Here is a 15,104-nt window from a genome sequence, read left to right as displayed (position 1 = left end):
CAATGAAAAAAATAGCCGCTAACACGAAGTGATAACGGCAATGTAATCTACATATATTTTTGCCAATAACAAGAAAAGAAAAACCTTTTCCTACATTTATATCATAAAATGATGAATGACTCAACAAATGAAAACGCTGTTATATTAGTTATTACGTTTTGCAATCAAATCGCAAATAGATAATAAATATTCATCTTGTAATTGCAAGGAACTGATAGCATCTTTTGCTTTTGCAATCGTTTCTTCTAAAATATCCTTTGCTCTATCTACAGTAAATAACGTCGTATATGTGCTCTTTTCGTTGGAAACATCACTACCAATCGGTTTTCCAATCTCTTCTTCGGTTCCTTCCACATCTAAAATATCATCTCGAATTTGGAAAGCTAGGCCGATATATTTTGCAAACGCAAGTAACTTTTCTTCTTGTTCTTTTGTGGCATCAGAAAGGATCGATCCGGCAAGTACAGCGAATTCAAGTAGTTTCCCAGTCTTATGCTTATGAATATACTCCAACTCATCAATCGTAAGTTGTTTCCCTTCCGCTTCCATATCTGCCACTTGTCCGCCAACCATTCCTTCTGGTCCCGCTGCTTTTGCAAGCTCAAGTACAAGTCTTACCTTTTTCTCAGCAGTGATTTCCTTTTGTTCATATGCCATAATAACTTGAAATGCATACGTCAACAAACCATCGCCTGCTAAAACTGCCATTGCTTCACCAAATACTTTATGATTTGTGGGCTTCCCTCTTCTTAAATCATCATCATCCATACAAGGTAAATCATCATGAACTAACGAGTATGTATGTATCATTTCAAGAGCACAAGCTGCACCTACTCCAAGAGTTTTTTCTTTCCCAAACGCTTGTAATGTCGCAAATAAAAGTAACGGGCGGAGACGCTTTCCACCCGCTTCCAAAGAATATGCCATCGCTTCACGAAGTACATTTGGACATTGTAATTCATTTGCATAGCTTACAAGCTTCTCTTCTACGAAAGTTTTACTTTCTTTCAAAAAAGTATCAAAAGCAACAGTCACTATGCTTCATCTCCTAAAGCAGTAAACGGTTCAAGCTCTCCATCTTCCCCAAGAATTACTGCCATTTGTTCTTGTACGTTCTTCAACTTCTCATCACAAAGCTTAGATAATTCCATACCTTCTTTAAAATAAGAAATTGCTTCTTCTAAAGGTACGTCACCTTGCTCTAGCTTAGAAACGAGATGCTCAAGTTGCGAAATTGCCTCTTCAAAGCTTAATTTATTTTCCATTATTCAATTCACGCTCCTCTATGCCTGATACGCTACAATCTAGTATTCCATCTTGTAATTGAACTGAAACAGCATCTCCAAGGCTGACATCTTTCACACTTTTTAACACTTGCTTCTCTTCATCATATACAAGCCCGTACCCTCTCATCATTACTTTAAGCGGACTTAACGCTTCAAGTTTTTGAGCAGCTCTTACAAAGGCAAATTCTTTCGTTTGAAGTAATGTTTGCATTTCACGTTGCAATTGCTTTTGCAACGTTTCAACCGCTACCTTCGTTTGCATAATCTTTTGAGATGGGTGGTGCTTCTCTAAATAAAATGAAAGCTGTTTTAACTGATTTACCTTTTTATCAATATAGCGTTCTTTCGCTAAAACAAGCTGTTCTAACGCTCTATCCAATTGCTCCTCTTTTTGCTCATAGACTTGTCTTGGATAACGGAACGCATAAGATTTTTGCAATACTTGTAGTTTTTCTTCTTTTTTATGTACTAACTCTCTCATTGCCCTTTGCAATCTTAGAGTTCTTTGCAATACCTTTTCTTGTAACTCTATAATATTAGGCGCTGCCAGCTCAGCTGCTGCAGTTGGTGTTGGCGCTCGTAAATCGGCAACAAAATCTGCAATTGTAAAGTCCGTTTCATGGCCTACTGCTGAAATAATAGGGATTTTACTCTTGAAAATGGCCCTTGCAACCATTTCTTCATTAAACGCCCATAATTCCTCAATAGATCCTCCACCGCGCCCAACGATTAGGACATCTATCTCTTCCATTTCATTCGCTGTACGAATTGCTTGTACAATTGAGGGAGCTGCTGACTCCCCCTGTACAAGTACCGGAAACACAATAACATTTCCAATTGGATAACGACGTTTAATCGTTGTTATAATATCACGAATCGCTGCCCCTGTTGGCGACGTAATCACACCTATTGTTTTTGCATAAGGAGGAATTGTTTTTTTATAAACTTGAGAAAACAATCCTTCTTCCTCTAAACGAACCTTTAATTGCTCGTAAGCTAAATGTAGGTTTCCGATTCCGTCAGGCTGCATGTCTTGAATGTAAATTTGATAAGAACCACTCGCCTCGTAAACAGAGATTTTCCCTTTCACGAGTACCTTCATCCCATTTTCAGGTCTGAATTTAATATTACGATTATGACCCGCAAACATAACCGCTGCGATTCTTGCATTTTCATCCTTCAATGTAAAATACATGTGGCCACGGCTATGATTTTTAAAGTTGGAAATTTCACCTTTTAACCAAACAGACTGCAAATGCGGATCATATTCTATTTTTGTTTTTATATAGCGTGTTAACGCTGTAACGGTTAAATATTGTTTCTCCATTTCTCTCTCCTCATAGCCGACTCAAATTATTTACAAACAACACCTGCACGTTTAGCCGATTCAACAGTATTATGAAGAAGCATTGTGATTGTCATTGGACCAACACCCTTAGGCACAGGGGTAATGTAACCCGCAACATCTAACACGTTGTCAAAGTCAACATCTCCACAAAGTTTACCTGTTTCTAAACGGTTTACACCAACGTCGATTACAACCGCTCCTTCTTTCATATAATCAGCTGTTATCATCTTAGGTCGTCCAACAGCTACGATTAAAATATCAGCTAGCTTCGTTAACTCTTTCATATTTTGCGTCTTAGAATGACAGTATGTGACAGTTGCATTTTCATTTAAGAACAATTGTCCCACTGGCTTGCCGACAATATTACTTCTTCCGATTACTACAACATGTTTTCCCGAGATATCAAGATTTGTTTCTTTTACTAATTCTACAATACCGTGCGGTGTACATGGAAGGAATGTATCTTGTCCCGTCATCATACGTCCCACGCTGATTGGGTGAAATCCATCTACATCTTTTTCTGGTGAAATTCTTTCAATGATAGCTTTTTCTTCAATATGTTTTGGTAAAGGTAATTGCACTAATATGCCATTTATACGGTCATCGCCATTTAAGCGATCGATTTCAGCAAGCAAACGCTCCTCCGTAATTGTTTCAGGAAATTCAATTAGCTCTGAATAGATTCCTACTTGTTCACAGCCCTTTTCTTTTCCTTTTACATAAGAACGAGATGCTGGATCTTCTCCAACTAGAATAACTGCTAATCCTGGTACAATCCCTTGCTCTTTCAACTTCACAACTTCTTCTGTTAATTGTGCTCGTTTTTTCTCCGCAACTTCATTTCCTTTGATGATTACTGCTACCATTTTAAGATTCCCCCTTAAAGAAATTACAGTGTATCTTTTATATTAGATAAAACGCCGTTAATGAAACGACGAGATTCCTCATCCCCAAATGTTTTAGCAATTTCAATTGCTTCGTTAATTGTTACGTTGTGTGGAATTTCTTCCATGTATTTCATTTCATACACAGCTACACGTAAAATACTGCGATCCACAATACTAATACGCTCAAGCTTCCATTTTTTTAAGTTTTGACGAATCGCTTCATCAATCACTTCTTTATTTTCTACAAAACCTACTACAAGTGATTCTAGAAACTCGTTTGTTTCTTCACCTTCATCTAGCGTGTTTTCCACCGCTACTTTCGGTTCTAATTCACCTGTAATATCCATTTGATATAATGCTTGCATCGCTCTTTCTCTAGCCGTCCTACGTTTCATTGTAACTCTCCTTTATGCTTCAAGTCTTTCCTTATGCTTTGTTATATTATTATAATTTATAAGCCGTCAATTCACTTACTCTTACAGTTTTCATTGATTTTCCAACCTTATAATACAATGATAATAACACAATTTATCATTTGACACACGGGTTACAAGGCTGAAAAATAATAAAAAGATTAACTTCAAGTTCCATATCTTATCACAATGTACGTTTTTTGGAAAAACGAAACATTTTCTTTTTAATTTCTTTTTTTTTGAAATAGTATAATAATTAGAGGGTTTTAATTTGTGAAGAAATGAAACGTTAAAAAAGATGCCTATGTTACTAGGCACCTTTTTCATTCTTACACTGGTTCGATTTCTGTTTTTTGTGTTTCGAATGTTACGCCAACGATGTGAACATTCACTTCTTTTGGCTCAAGTCCTGTCATTGTAAAGAGTGCTTGGCGAATGTTGTCTTGAATCTTTTGTGCAACCACTGGAATTGCTACGCCAAAATACATTACAACATAAAGGTCAACGATAATATCTTCGTTTGCTAATTCAACCTTTACACCTTTACCATGATTTTTCTTACCTAACTTCTCAACAACGTCTGTAGCAAAATTACCACGCATTGCCGCTACACCTTCTACCTCAGCAGCTGCAATACCTGCGATTACTTCAATTACTTCTGGTGCAATTTCTACTTTACCAAGAGTTGTATCTTGACCCATATCTAACATATGTTCAGCCATGAAAAAAACCTCCTTTAATGTATCACTGCGTCACAAGTTCATGCTCTTCCAAAAATTTCGTATTAAACTCACCTTTTACAAAATCAGGATGATCTAACAATTGCAAATGGAACGGGATTGTTGTATGTACGCCTTCAACGACAAACTCACTGAGTGCACGCTTCATTTTTGCAATTGCTTCTTCACGTGTTTTTCCGTGAACAATTAATTTAGCAACCATCGAATCATAGAAAGGTGGGATTGAATATCCCGGATATACAGCTGAATCGACGCGAATACCAAATCCGCCTGGTGGCAAGTACATTTCTACTTTACCTGGAGATGGCATAAATTTTTTGGCAGGGTTTTCCGCATTAATTCGGCATTCAATTGCCCAACCATTAAATTGTACTTCTTCTTGCTGTAACGATAACTTTTCTCCAGAAGCAACACGAATTTGTTCTTTAATTAAATCCATCCCTGTTACCATTTCAGTAACTGGATGTTCAACTTGAATTCTCGTATTCATCTCCATGAAATAAAAGCTTTTCGTTCTATATTCATAAATAAACTCAACCGTACCAGCACCTGTATAATCAACCGCTACCGCCGCTTTAACTGCTGCCTCACCCATCTGCTTGCGAACATTTTCATCAAGTGCAGGTGATGGACTTTCTTCTAGTAGTTTTTGCAAACGGCGCTGAATTGTACAATCACGCTCTCCTAAATGAATGGCATTTCCGTGTGTATCTGCCATTATTTGAATCTCAACATGGCGGAAATCTTCAACGTACTTTTCTAAGTATACACCAGGGTTCCCAAAAGCGGTACTAGCTTCTTGCTGCGTAATTTGAATTCCTTTTACAAGCTCTTCTTCATGGCGCGCAACACGAATACCTTTTCCGCCACCACCAGCAGTCGCTTTAATAATAACTGGATATCCAATTTGATTAGCAAGTTCGATCGCTTCTTCGGTATTTTTAATAATCCCTTGTGAACCTGGTACAATCGGAACCCCTGCTTCTTTCATTGTATCACGAGCAACGTCTTTTGTGCCCATCTTTGAAATAGCTTCTGGACTTGGACCGATAAAAATCAAGTTACATTCACGACATAACTCTGCAAAATCTGCATTTTCTGCTAAAAATCCGTATCCCGGATGAATAGCATCGCAACCTGTTAACTTCGCAACGCTAATAATGTTCGTCAAATTTAAATAGCTTTCTTTCGAAATCGTTGGTCCTACACAATACGCCTCATCAGCAATTTGTACGTGAAGTGACTCTTTATCTGCTTCTGAATAAATTGCAACTGTTTCAATATCCATTTCTTTACAAGCACGAATAATTCGTACAGCAATTTCCCCACGATTGGCTATTAATACTTTTTTTATCATCACAAAGACTCCCTTATTACGCTTTTACAAGAAATAGCGGTTGTCCATACTCCACAAGCTGTCCATTATTAACAAGAATCTCAACAATTTCGCCATCTACATCAGCATCGATTTCGTTAAATAATTTCATAGCCTCGACAATACATACGATAGAATCTTTCGATACTCTATCCCCTACACTTACATATGCAGGTGTATCAGGCGAAGAAGAAGAATAGAATGTACCTACCATCGGTGAAGTAATTTTATGTAGGTTTTCATTTTGAACAGCTTTTTTCTCTTCTTGTTTTGGTACTTCCACTTGTGCTGCCGCTACTGTTGTTTCAACTTCAACAGGTGCTACTGGTGGCACGGCTTGTTTCGTTACAGGTGCTTGCACCGCAACAACTTCATTACCACGCTTTTTCATTTTGATTGTCGTACCATCTTTTTTGTATTCAAATTCATCAATATTAGAGCTATCAATTAATTTAATTAATTCACGAACTTCTTGAATTTTAAACATGTAAAATCCACTCCCATACTCTTGTTTGTCCCGTTTTTACAGATTCTCATCACTAAAACTAGATTGACTGTAAAAATACGATGTACTCTATTAGAAAATGTATTTCATTTACTAATAGAAATAGTTACTATTTCCATCTTACGATAAATTTTTTAAACATTCCAATTTATATTTCTTTATAATAAATCGAAATTCCTGTAAAAATATTATTCCAATAAAAAATTTATTACCTAGTAATAATACCAAGTTTCACACAAAATTGGCAAGACCACTTCCTAAAAAACATTCCTTACTTTTTCAAAATGCTACAAAGTAATCATATCATTACCGCTCTATTCTTCACCTCATCTATAGTCAATACTATATTTTTACCAAACATTATTTTTTGTTTACACGTCGTTCATCATTCCTTCATATAAGAATAGTATGTTCAAAGTGTAGAAAATATATCGTATCGAGGTGTGGACATATGATATGGCTCATTCTCTTCTTACCTGCCGTAATGGTCTGGGCATTCGTTCTCTTCATCCACGTCAAATCTGGAAAAAGTAATCATCGTTACCATGAACCACTAATCTTTTACTCACAACGTATTTCTCCATTCCGAGTTGAGCATAATAAAAGCAACTACAAAGACGAAACAGAAAAAAGCTATCGAAAATGATAGCTTTTTTCTGTTATTATTTTCATCTAATTATTTTCAAACAATCTGATTCGCAAAAAATTAATAATCCGCGGGGGATGTCCCCGCGGATTATTAATTTTTATTTTGTTGGTGGATCAAATTTCACACCTACATCTTTTGATCCGCCTTCACTTCTTACAAGCTGTATAATTTTATTCGCTTCTTTTTGTGAATGTTTTGCTGCTTTCACAGTTACTCTAATGTCAGTTCCATCTGCTCTTACAAGAGCATCTTTATATCCACCTTGAGATTTAATTACTGTCTCAAGTAGTTCTTGCTTCGTTTCCATTGTAGTAATTGCATCAAAGTTATCTTTCGCTTTACTCTTTTCTGTTGCTGAAGACTTTGCTGAATTCATCACTTCTTGTAATCTTGCTTTTTGTTCACTTCGCTGATCTTCCATTTGCATACGTAGCGCTGTGAAATTTTCATCACTTGATTGAACTGTTACGTTAGCATCTTTTTTACTTGTTTCTTTGTTTGCATTCTCTTTTTTGTCTGTTTCTTTGTTTGTTTCTTTATTTGATGTTTCCTTATTTGTAGTCTCTTTTTTCGGCGTTTCTTTCGGTGCTTCATTTGTTACCGCTTTATCAGTACCTTGTTTTTCTTGTCCAATCTTTTCACCTGTTGCTGGTGATGCTGTATTCATTTTGTCAGGAGTTGTTACGTAATAAACAGATAGTACAACAACTAAACTTAACATCGTTAATAACCAAACCGTTTGTTTTTTTAACACTTTATTTCCTCCCTATCAATTTTTCGGTGATACTGAAACGCGATAAGCTGGTACATCTAGCAGCCGTATGACTGCTTCTTTTACCATCGCTTTAACTTGTATATTATCCACTCCTTTTGCTACGACAAGGACACCTCGTACTTTCGGTTTCTCTGTTCGTAAAACAACGGGAGTTTCTTTATCCCCTTCACGTATAATGACTGTCTTTTCATCAAGAGACTCATCTTCCACTTCTCTTTTACCACCTGTTTTATCTGTTTCACCTGTTGTTTGTGAACGTTTCACAGTATTTTTCTCTAATATTTTTTCTTCTGATGAATCTAAATTTACATTAATCGTTACATCTTTTACTCCTGCTATTTCTTCTAAAGCTGCTTTTAATTCTTGTTCATACGCTTTTTCATACTTTTCTACGTTTGACATAGTATCATTGTTTTTTTGTCCGAAAGTTGGTACGTCTTTTTCTTGATTTTGAGTTTTTTGTTCTTTAAATACAGGTACTTCTTCTTTTTTACTTGATAATAAACTACTAGAAAACATAAGCAAAATTCCAAGTATGAGTAGGACAAGTAAAAACTTAGGTGTCACCTTTTTTCCCTTCTCATTGCTTTCTTTTTCATCCCCATTCAATAAGTTTCGAAAAAATGAGAACTTCGAATTTTTATCTTTATTGTCCATTTACTCTACCTGTCCTCCCTTCCATTTGAACTTGGATTTGTTTATTCTCTAGTTGCCACCTGCTTGAAAAGAAATCTTTCATTTCTACATTCGCTTCCTCTACTTTTTTCGGTGGTTCTTTCGTGTTAATTTCAACTGGTTTTACTGTTTCAATTGCATCATTTTTACTACGTTCTTTTTCTTTCAACGTCACAACAACAGATTGAATATCTTTCGCTGACTTTACTTCCGCTGTACTTTCCGCTGCGACTATTTGTATTTCAGAGACTGTCATACCATACTGTTTCTCAAACTCTTTTCCTACTTCTTTTTTCATTTTGGTAGCCATCTCTTCTAAACTATATGCACGTGTTAGAGCTTGTATTTCTTTTTTCTTCGAATCTATTGAATTTTTTACAGATCCTTCTGCTACGTACTTCTCTTCATTAAAATTTGTGATTACTTCATTTACATCTGTTTGCAATAGTTTAAATAGGGGCGTTAAGATTAAAACTACTAATAATAGACTTACAACGAATTTAACGTACTTTTGCAAATTAGAATTTGGAAGAATAAGATGCAGCATTGTCGCTAAGAGTAAAAAAACGATAATATTTCGAATCCACTCTGTAACAAATTGCATACCCTTCACCTCCTACCGCATCATAAGTGTAATATTCCCCGCAGCAATAATAATTGTGATACTTAAAAAGAACATAAAAGATACGATGGCTAAGCAAGCAAATACATAAATGATGCTCCGGCCAATGATATCTAAACATTGAATAATTGCTCCGCTGCCAACTGGTTGCAATACTGCTGCTGCGAACTTATAAATAAATGCGATACAAAAAATTTGAATCGCTGGAAAAGCGACAATTAAACATAGAATGACGAGCCCGATAATTCCGACTGTATTTTTTAATAATCCCGATGCACTAATAACAGTATCCGCTGCCTCGGTAAACATTCTACCTACTACGGGAATAAAGTTCCCTGTTACAAATTTAGCTGTTTTCACAGCGATTCCATCAGCAACAGCTGTCGCTGTTCCTTGTACAGATAATACCCCTAAAAAAATCGTTAAAAAGATACCGATAATCCCAACGCTAACGTTTTGCAGAAGCTTGGACAATTTCGTAACTTTATATTGATCGCTCATCGTACTTACAATGCTTAATATCGTTGCAAGTAATAAAAGTGGTAGAACGATATAATTCATCAAAAGCCCACTCGTATTCATTAAGAAGATGATTATCGGATGAAAAAACGATACAGATACAACACCGCCCCCTGTCGCTATAAGTGCAAGCAAGATTGGCAATAACGCTAATATGAAATCTACCATTGTTTGTATCGTTTCTCTTGCATATGTCATGACGACATAAAAGCTATTTAAAGCGAAAATAATGAGTACCATGTATACAACTGCATCGGCAATTTTGCTTACGCTACTCTTTGAAAATGCAGATTGCAGTGATTGCAACAATGCACTAAAAATTGTGAGCATAATAAGCGTTCCAAGTAGTTTCCCATTTGCAACAAGTTCGTGAAATAAATATTTTAATAAACCGAGCATCCACTCTTTTATAGAAATTTCTTTTTCTCCCTTTACAAACTCCATAAAACTACCTTTTTGACTCTCTGGTAAGTAACCTCCATATTTTGTAACAAGCCCGTCCCAAAATTGCTTCACATCTTCAATTCCGAGCTTATCCAATTGTTGATCAACGACGTTTGTTTCTACAGGAGAAGCTTGTACAACAACCGGTAAAGAAAAGAAAAGGAAGCAAGCAAATAGCAGCTTAGCTCCAAAGCCCCTCAACATTCACTCCCCCTTATCCCGTTGGTAAAAATCCGAGAATAGTTTCAATTACAACCGTCAAAATAGGAATCGCCATAACGAGAATTAAAATCTTTCCAGCTAATTCAATTTTCGAAGCAATTGCACCTTGCCCTGCATCCTTTGTAATTTGCGCTCCAAACTCAGCAATATAAGCAATCCCAATAATTTTTAGCAACGTTTCTACATATACGTTGCTAACTTTCGCTTCACTCGCTACTCTCTCAATCATTTGTAAAATAGCATGAATTTGATCAATTAAAATAAGAAACATCACGCTACCTACAAACACAATAAATAATGTTGTAATGCTAGATTTATGTTGATTCAATACAGCTGCTAAAAACGTAGCAACGAGGCCTAATCCGACAATTTGTATAATTTCGATGCGAACCGCCCCCTTTACTGGAAGAGAAAGACACTTTTAATCTTGTCGAATAACGTATTAATTAAAAATGCGACGTGAAATAAAATAACGACAAAACCGACGAGGATAACCCAATTTGCAATATCCTCACGCTTTAATTCTTTTAGTACGGTATGAATGAAAGCTAAAACAATGCCGATTCCGGCGATTTGAAATATTAATCCAACATCAATGGACATCGCCTTTCTCCCTCCTATAGCAGTAAAATTACGATAAGTAGCCCTGCCAGTATCCCTAAGCTCTTAATCATTTTTTCATATTGTAGTTGTAATGCTTTCGCTTCTTCTTCTTCTCTCTCTAAATGTGTAATACATAAGCGAATATGTTTTTGTTGTGACTCACGATCATGTTGTCCGAGCGTTTCACCAAATTGCTGCAAAATCTCATATTCAGTTTGTTGAAATGCTGTTAACTTCCAATTTTCTTTCAAACTATCTATCCAAGCTTCTCTTACTGTTTGTTCTCCGCTTTCTAGCCTTCTGGCGAAACTTTGAAATATCCAATTTAACGGCTTCGGCATTTGTTTTACTAATCGCTCAGCAGCTTCAGACAAAGGTGTATGTCCATACATAATTTCTGCCTCTAATGATTGAAGCGCCGCTTTTAATAATCTAAGTTGCCTCGGTCTCTCACTATATCTTTTAGCGTATGAAAATCCGAAAAAGGTGCTGACCGCAACGATTAACACTGCACCAAATATTTTCACCATACACTCTCAGCCTTTCTATGAGGTAATACCGATTTTCCATTCTTATCTTTCACTTGCATAACTGTTCCTGGCCCTCTTGCTTTTGATAGCTCCACAAACCTATCAAATATGCCGAGCTCCAGCACCGCCTTTAGTGATGGGCGTTTCACAACATCATCATAAGAAAATCCATGTGCACTTATAAAAAGCTGAACCCCAGCGTGCACCGCTTCCATAATTGCTTCACTATCTTCTTTACGTCCGATTTCATCTACGATCAAAATATCTGGACTCATAGAACGGATCATCATCATCATTCCTTCAGCTTTTGGACATGCGTCTAACACATCTACTCTTGTGCCAAAGTCATATTGCGGAATGCCTTTCACACAGCCAGCAATCTCTGACCGCTCATCAACAATCCCTACTTTACAAGAAGGAATTTTCGAATCACTTACACCTTGACTCATGCAACGTGCTACATCTCTTAAAAGTGTTGTTTTCCCCGTTTGCGGCGGGCCAATTACCATCGTATTTAACCATCGTGATTCATACAAATACGGCAAAAGTGGTTCAGCAATTCCGATTTTTTGACGAGCAATACGAATATTAAAGGAAGAGACATCTCGAATCATTTTCACTGCGCTTTTTTCTGTAATAACTTTTCCTGCTAAGCCGATTCTATGCCCACCTCGAAGTGTCACATACCCACGCTTTAATTCCTCTTCCATCGTATAAATTGAGAATTGACTTAACTTATTCAATAAGTAAATCGCATCCTCTGCTGTAACGACATAGTCATAAAAAAATACTTTGCCATGAGCAATACACTCTAGCGGTCTTCCAATTCGAACACGGATTTCCTCTAGAGCATCGTACTGCTTACAACTTTCTACTAATTGCTTCATCGTTTTCGGTAAAACTTCTAATACTTCTTTCATCAGCTTCTCCCCACTATACTCGACTTACTTATTTCAACAACGCGATAAAAATGCAGCCAATTCCAAGCGCTAGAAAAAAGAGTTTCAAGAAAGAAATCTCACTTGCCACACTCGCTATGCCTATTGTCATTGTTAAAATTAATACGGTCGGTCCAACAAACGCCAACATACCATTTATAAACAATGCTTTCTTCGCATCATTCACATAGAGCATAAGCAAAGCGGCGAATATTTCCGCGCTACCTGAAAACAACCGAAGTAGCCCCATTACAAGCACGGATGTTTCCATTGCCGCTAGCCACTGTTTCATTCTCCCACCTTCTCCCATAACGGTTACTAGTGCGTGTGCTAAAAAAGAATATATTTGTACAACCATATGCAGAGGTTGTCTATTTCAGAATTAAAAACATAATTTTTATCTAACGTCTTTGCGCGATCTGAATATTCGCATTATTTTATGGTGCATTATGGTATATTTAATTTAAAAGGGGTCGATGCAGCATGAGCGACAGAACTAAAGTCATCTCGCGTACGATCGATCGTATCGCGCCATTTTTTAATTAGCTATATGTACAAAATGAGGGGGGAAAATATGAAGATATTAAAAATTAGTTTAACTGTCGTAATAGAATTAGCTCTTATTTATCTTTTTTCATTATTGGTCAGTTGGTCATTTATGGAGGCCTTTTTCCTTGGTAGTTTAGCGATATTTGCAATTACGTGGCTAATTATTATGAGTAATCATAGAAACAACATTACAGATCATGCCATCAGTAAAACACTGACTGGCGTTGAGACTGGCGAGGTAAAACCATTTCAAATTGTTTTGACTCCGTACATTATGGGTACCCTTTCACTAGTCTTAGTTAGCTTTGCTATAACCGCGATTTATTATCTGCCCTATTTCCTATAAAAAAAGCACTCGTGATAATCACGAGTGCTTTTTTACTATGCACGAGAAACGTATTTACCTTCACCAGTGTTGATGATAAGCATTTCGCCTTCGTTAATGAAGATTGGTACTTGTACAACAAGACCAGTTTCTAATGTAGCTGGTTTTGTTACGTTAGAAGCAGTATCTCCTTTAATACCTGGCTCTGTTTCTGTAACTTGTAATTCAACTGTGTTTGGAAGTTCAACACCAAGTACTTCTCCTTGGTAAGTCATAATAGATACTTCCATGTTTTCTTTTAGGAATTTAAGCTCGCGCTCGATTTGGTTTTCACCAAGTTCGATTTGCTCATAAGTTCCGTTATCCATAAATACGTGAGCCTCACCGCTTGCGTATAAGTATTGCATACGACGGTTTTCGATGTGTGCTTTTTCTACTTTCTCACCTGCACGGAATGTTTTCTCTTGAACAGAACCTGTGCGAAGGTTACGTAGCTTAGAACGAACGAATGCAGCACCTTTACCTGGCTTTACGTGTTGGAAATCAAGTACTTGCCAAAGGCTATTATCCACTGAAATTGTTAAACCTGTACGAAAATCGTTTACTGAAATCATGTAAAAAAATCCTCCTGTGTATTACAAAATAATAAGTTCTTTTGGTGATTTCGTAATTACTTCATTACCTTCACTTGTTACAATGATATCATCTTCAATACGTACGCCGCCAATACCTGGAATATAAATACCTGGTTCTACTGTTACAGCCATACCTGGTTCAAGAACTGTATCAGAACGGAACGCTAAACCTGGTGCTTCATGGATTTCAAGACCGATTCCATGACCAGTAGAGTGTCCGAAGTATTCACCGTATCCTTTTTCCGTTATGTAATCGCGCGTTAACGCATCCGCTTCACGGCCTGTTAAACCAGCTTTAATACCGTTCACACCACGTAATTGTGCTTCTAAAACGATATTATAAATTTCTTTCAATTTATCAGATGGTTCACCAACTGCGATCGTACGAGTAATATCAGAGCAATACCCTTTGTAATAAGCGCCGAAGTCTAATGTAACGAAATCTCCTGTTTCTATCACTTTTTCAGATGCCACGCCGTGCGGTAATGCCGAACGAAGACCTGAAGCAACGATAATATCAAACGAAGAAGATGTTGCTCCTTGTTTTCTCATGAAAAATTCAAGTTCATTTGACACTTCAATTTCAGATACTCCCGGGCGAATGAATGATAGAATATGTTCAAAGGCAGCATCTGCAATCTGTGCAGCTTCCTTTAATATCTTAATCTCTGAATCAGTCTTTATCAAGCGTAACTTTTCTACAAGCCCAGAAGTTGGGATAAATTCAGCATCGATCGCTTCTTTATGAGCTGAATAAGAACTATATGTAAGAGTATCTTGCTCAAAGCCAAGCTTTTGAATTCCTAGTTCCTTCACTTGCTTTGCAACTTCATCGATAATTAATCCTGCATGCTGTACAATCTCATATCCAACAGCTTGTTTAGTAGCCTGCTCTACGTAACGGAAGTCTGTAATAAATTGAGCACGATTTTTCGAAATCAGTACAACACCAGCTGTTCCTGTAAAGTTAGCCATATATCTACGACTATGTTCATTTGTTAACAAAATACCATCAATACCAGCCTCATCAAATGCACTTCTTAATCTTTCGATTTTCTCCATTA

21 protein-coding genes are annotated in these 15,104 nt (G+C 36.8%); 2 read left to right on the top strand and 19 right to left on the bottom strand.

The features are described 5' to 3' along the window. Positions 1–144: 144 nt before the first annotated feature. The 8 genes from ispA to accB all read right to left on the bottom strand — a co-directional run bounded on the left by ispA (position 145) and on the right by accB (position 6,536). On the bottom strand, positions 145–1,035 hold the full coding sequence (gene ispA / locus AC3WTI_RS17900; protein WP_087956907.1) for a (2E,6E)-farnesyl diphosphate synthase: 891 nt from the start codon (positions 1,033–1,035) through the stop codon (positions 145–147). Then, positions 1,035–1,265 (bottom strand): exodeoxyribonuclease VII small subunit, encoded by a 231-nt coding sequence (xseB, locus tag AC3WTI_RS17895; protein WP_000428423.1) that lies wholly within the window; start codon positions 1,263–1,265, stop codon positions 1,035–1,037. The genes ispA and xseB overlap by 1 nt, the downstream gene beginning before the upstream one ends. Next, positions 1,255–2,613, bottom strand: a complete 1,359-nt coding sequence (gene xseA, locus AC3WTI_RS17890) for an exodeoxyribonuclease VII large subunit (protein WP_097841201.1) — start codon at positions 2,611–2,613, stop codon at positions 1,255–1,257. The genes xseB and xseA overlap by 11 nt, the downstream gene beginning before the upstream one ends. A 26-nt stretch (positions 2,614–2,639) precedes the next feature. After that, the gene (gene folD / locus AC3WTI_RS17885) at positions 2,640–3,500 is read right to left on the bottom strand and encodes a bifunctional methylenetetrahydrofolate dehydrogenase/methenyltetrahydrofolate cyclohydrolase FolD (protein WP_087956909.1); all 861 of its coding nucleotides are present in this window, start codon (positions 3,498–3,500) and stop codon (positions 2,640–2,642) included. Positions 3,501–3,523: 23 nt separating this feature from the next. Then, positions 3,524–3,916, bottom strand: a complete 393-nt coding sequence (gene nusB / locus AC3WTI_RS17880) for a N utilization substance protein NusB (RefSeq protein WP_000830249.1) — start codon at positions 3,914–3,916, stop codon at positions 3,524–3,526. Positions 3,917–4,263: 347 nt separating this feature from the next. After that, on the bottom strand, positions 4,264–4,656 hold the full coding sequence (locus AC3WTI_RS17875; protein ID WP_000807630.1) for an Asp23/Gls24 family envelope stress response protein: 393 nt from the start codon (positions 4,654–4,656) through the stop codon (positions 4,264–4,266). A 22-nt stretch (positions 4,657–4,678) separates the two neighbouring features. Continuing rightward, positions 4,679–6,031 (bottom strand): acetyl-CoA carboxylase biotin carboxylase subunit, encoded by a 1,353-nt coding sequence (gene accC / locus AC3WTI_RS17870; RefSeq protein ID WP_048531063.1) that lies wholly within the window; start codon positions 6,029–6,031, stop codon positions 4,679–4,681. A gap of 16 nt (positions 6,032–6,047) precedes the next feature. Then, positions 6,048–6,536, bottom strand: coding sequence for an acetyl-CoA carboxylase biotin carboxyl carrier protein (accB, locus tag AC3WTI_RS17865; protein ID WP_087956910.1), 489 nt, complete (start codon positions 6,534–6,536; stop codon positions 6,048–6,050). A 469-nt stretch (positions 6,537–7,005) separates the two neighbouring features. On the opposite strand from accB, the gene AC3WTI_RS17860 reads away from it, so the two are divergent. Beyond that, the gene (locus AC3WTI_RS17860; protein ID WP_048531067.1) at positions 7,006–7,200 is read left to right on the top strand and encodes a hypothetical protein; all 195 of its coding nucleotides are present in this window, start codon (positions 7,006–7,008) and stop codon (positions 7,198–7,200) included. A 100-nt stretch (positions 7,201–7,300) separates the two neighbouring features. On the opposite strand, the gene AC3WTI_RS17855 is transcribed toward AC3WTI_RS17860, so the two are convergent. The 9 genes from AC3WTI_RS17855 to AC3WTI_RS17815 are packed head-to-tail and all read right to left on the bottom strand — an operon-like array spanning position 7,301 to position 12,823. Next, entirely contained in the window at positions 7,301–7,957 is a 657-nt protein-coding gene (locus tag AC3WTI_RS17855) for a SpoIIIAH-like family protein (RefSeq protein ID WP_087956911.1), read from the bottom strand. 15 nt (positions 7,958–7,972) lie between these two features. Continuing rightward, on the bottom strand, positions 7,973–8,635 hold the full coding sequence (gene spoIIIAG, locus AC3WTI_RS17850) for a stage III sporulation protein AG (protein WP_097841202.1): 663 nt from the start codon (positions 8,633–8,635) through the stop codon (positions 7,973–7,975). Then, a complete protein-coding gene (gene spoIIIAF, locus AC3WTI_RS17845; RefSeq protein WP_087956913.1) occupies positions 8,625–9,257 on the bottom strand; it encodes a stage III sporulation protein AF in 633 nt (210 codons plus the stop codon). The genes spoIIIAG and spoIIIAF overlap by 11 nt, the downstream gene beginning before the upstream one ends. 12 nt (positions 9,258–9,269) lie before the next feature. Beyond that, positions 9,270–10,442: a stage III sporulation protein AE gene (spoIIIAE, locus tag AC3WTI_RS17840; protein ID WP_000943696.1), complete on the bottom strand. Its 1,173-nt coding sequence runs from the start codon at positions 10,440–10,442 to the stop codon at positions 9,270–9,272. A 10-nt stretch (positions 10,443–10,452) separates the two neighbouring features. Beyond that, positions 10,453–10,836 (bottom strand): stage III sporulation protein AD, encoded by a 384-nt coding sequence (spoIIIAD, locus tag AC3WTI_RS17835; protein ID WP_078030514.1) that lies wholly within the window; start codon positions 10,834–10,836, stop codon positions 10,453–10,455. A 23-nt stretch (positions 10,837–10,859) separates the two neighbouring features. Continuing rightward, positions 10,860–11,063 carry a stage III sporulation protein AC gene (gene spoIIIAC, locus AC3WTI_RS17830; protein WP_000020914.1) on the bottom strand — a complete coding sequence of 68 codons (204 nt, stop codon included), beginning with the start codon at positions 11,061–11,063 and terminating at the stop codon, positions 10,860–10,862. A gap of 14 nt (positions 11,064–11,077) precedes the next feature. Next, entirely contained in the window at positions 11,078–11,593 is a 516-nt protein-coding gene (gene spoIIIAB / locus AC3WTI_RS17825; protein ID WP_087956914.1) for a stage III sporulation protein SpoIIIAB, read from the bottom strand. Next, positions 11,587–12,513: a stage III sporulation protein AA gene (spoIIIAA, locus tag AC3WTI_RS17820; RefSeq protein ID WP_087956915.1), complete on the bottom strand. Its 927-nt coding sequence runs from the start codon at positions 12,511–12,513 to the stop codon at positions 11,587–11,589. The genes spoIIIAB and spoIIIAA overlap by 7 nt, the downstream gene beginning before the upstream one ends. 28 nt (positions 12,514–12,541) lie before the next feature. After that, entirely contained in the window at positions 12,542–12,823 is a 282-nt protein-coding gene (locus AC3WTI_RS17815; protein ID WP_000816054.1) for a YqhV family protein, read from the bottom strand. 282 nt (positions 12,824–13,105) lie between these two features. On the opposite strand from AC3WTI_RS17815, the gene AC3WTI_RS17810 reads away from it, so the two are divergent. Further along, positions 13,106–13,426, top strand: a complete 321-nt coding sequence (locus tag AC3WTI_RS17810) for a hypothetical protein (protein WP_087956916.1) — start codon at positions 13,106–13,108, stop codon at positions 13,424–13,426. Between the two features lie 35 nt (positions 13,427–13,461). Here AC3WTI_RS17810 and efp read toward each other — a convergent pair whose 3' ends face one another. Further along, complete coding sequence (gene efp / locus AC3WTI_RS17805; RefSeq protein ID WP_029439892.1) at positions 13,462–14,019, bottom strand: elongation factor P; 558 nt, start codon at positions 14,017–14,019, stop codon at positions 13,462–13,464. A gap of 21 nt (positions 14,020–14,040) precedes the next feature. Beyond that, the gene (gene pepQ, locus AC3WTI_RS17800; protein WP_000411051.1) at positions 14,041–15,102 is read right to left on the bottom strand and encodes a Xaa-Pro dipeptidase; all 1,062 of its coding nucleotides are present in this window, start codon (positions 15,100–15,102) and stop codon (positions 14,041–14,043) included. Between the last annotated feature and the right edge of the window lie 2 nt (positions 15,103–15,104).

This window comes from Bacillus sp. EB106-02-03-XG38, from assembly GCF_058792175.1.
Note: the sequence above shows the minus strand (reverse complement) of the source record. Positions and strands in the feature narration are given on the sequence as shown.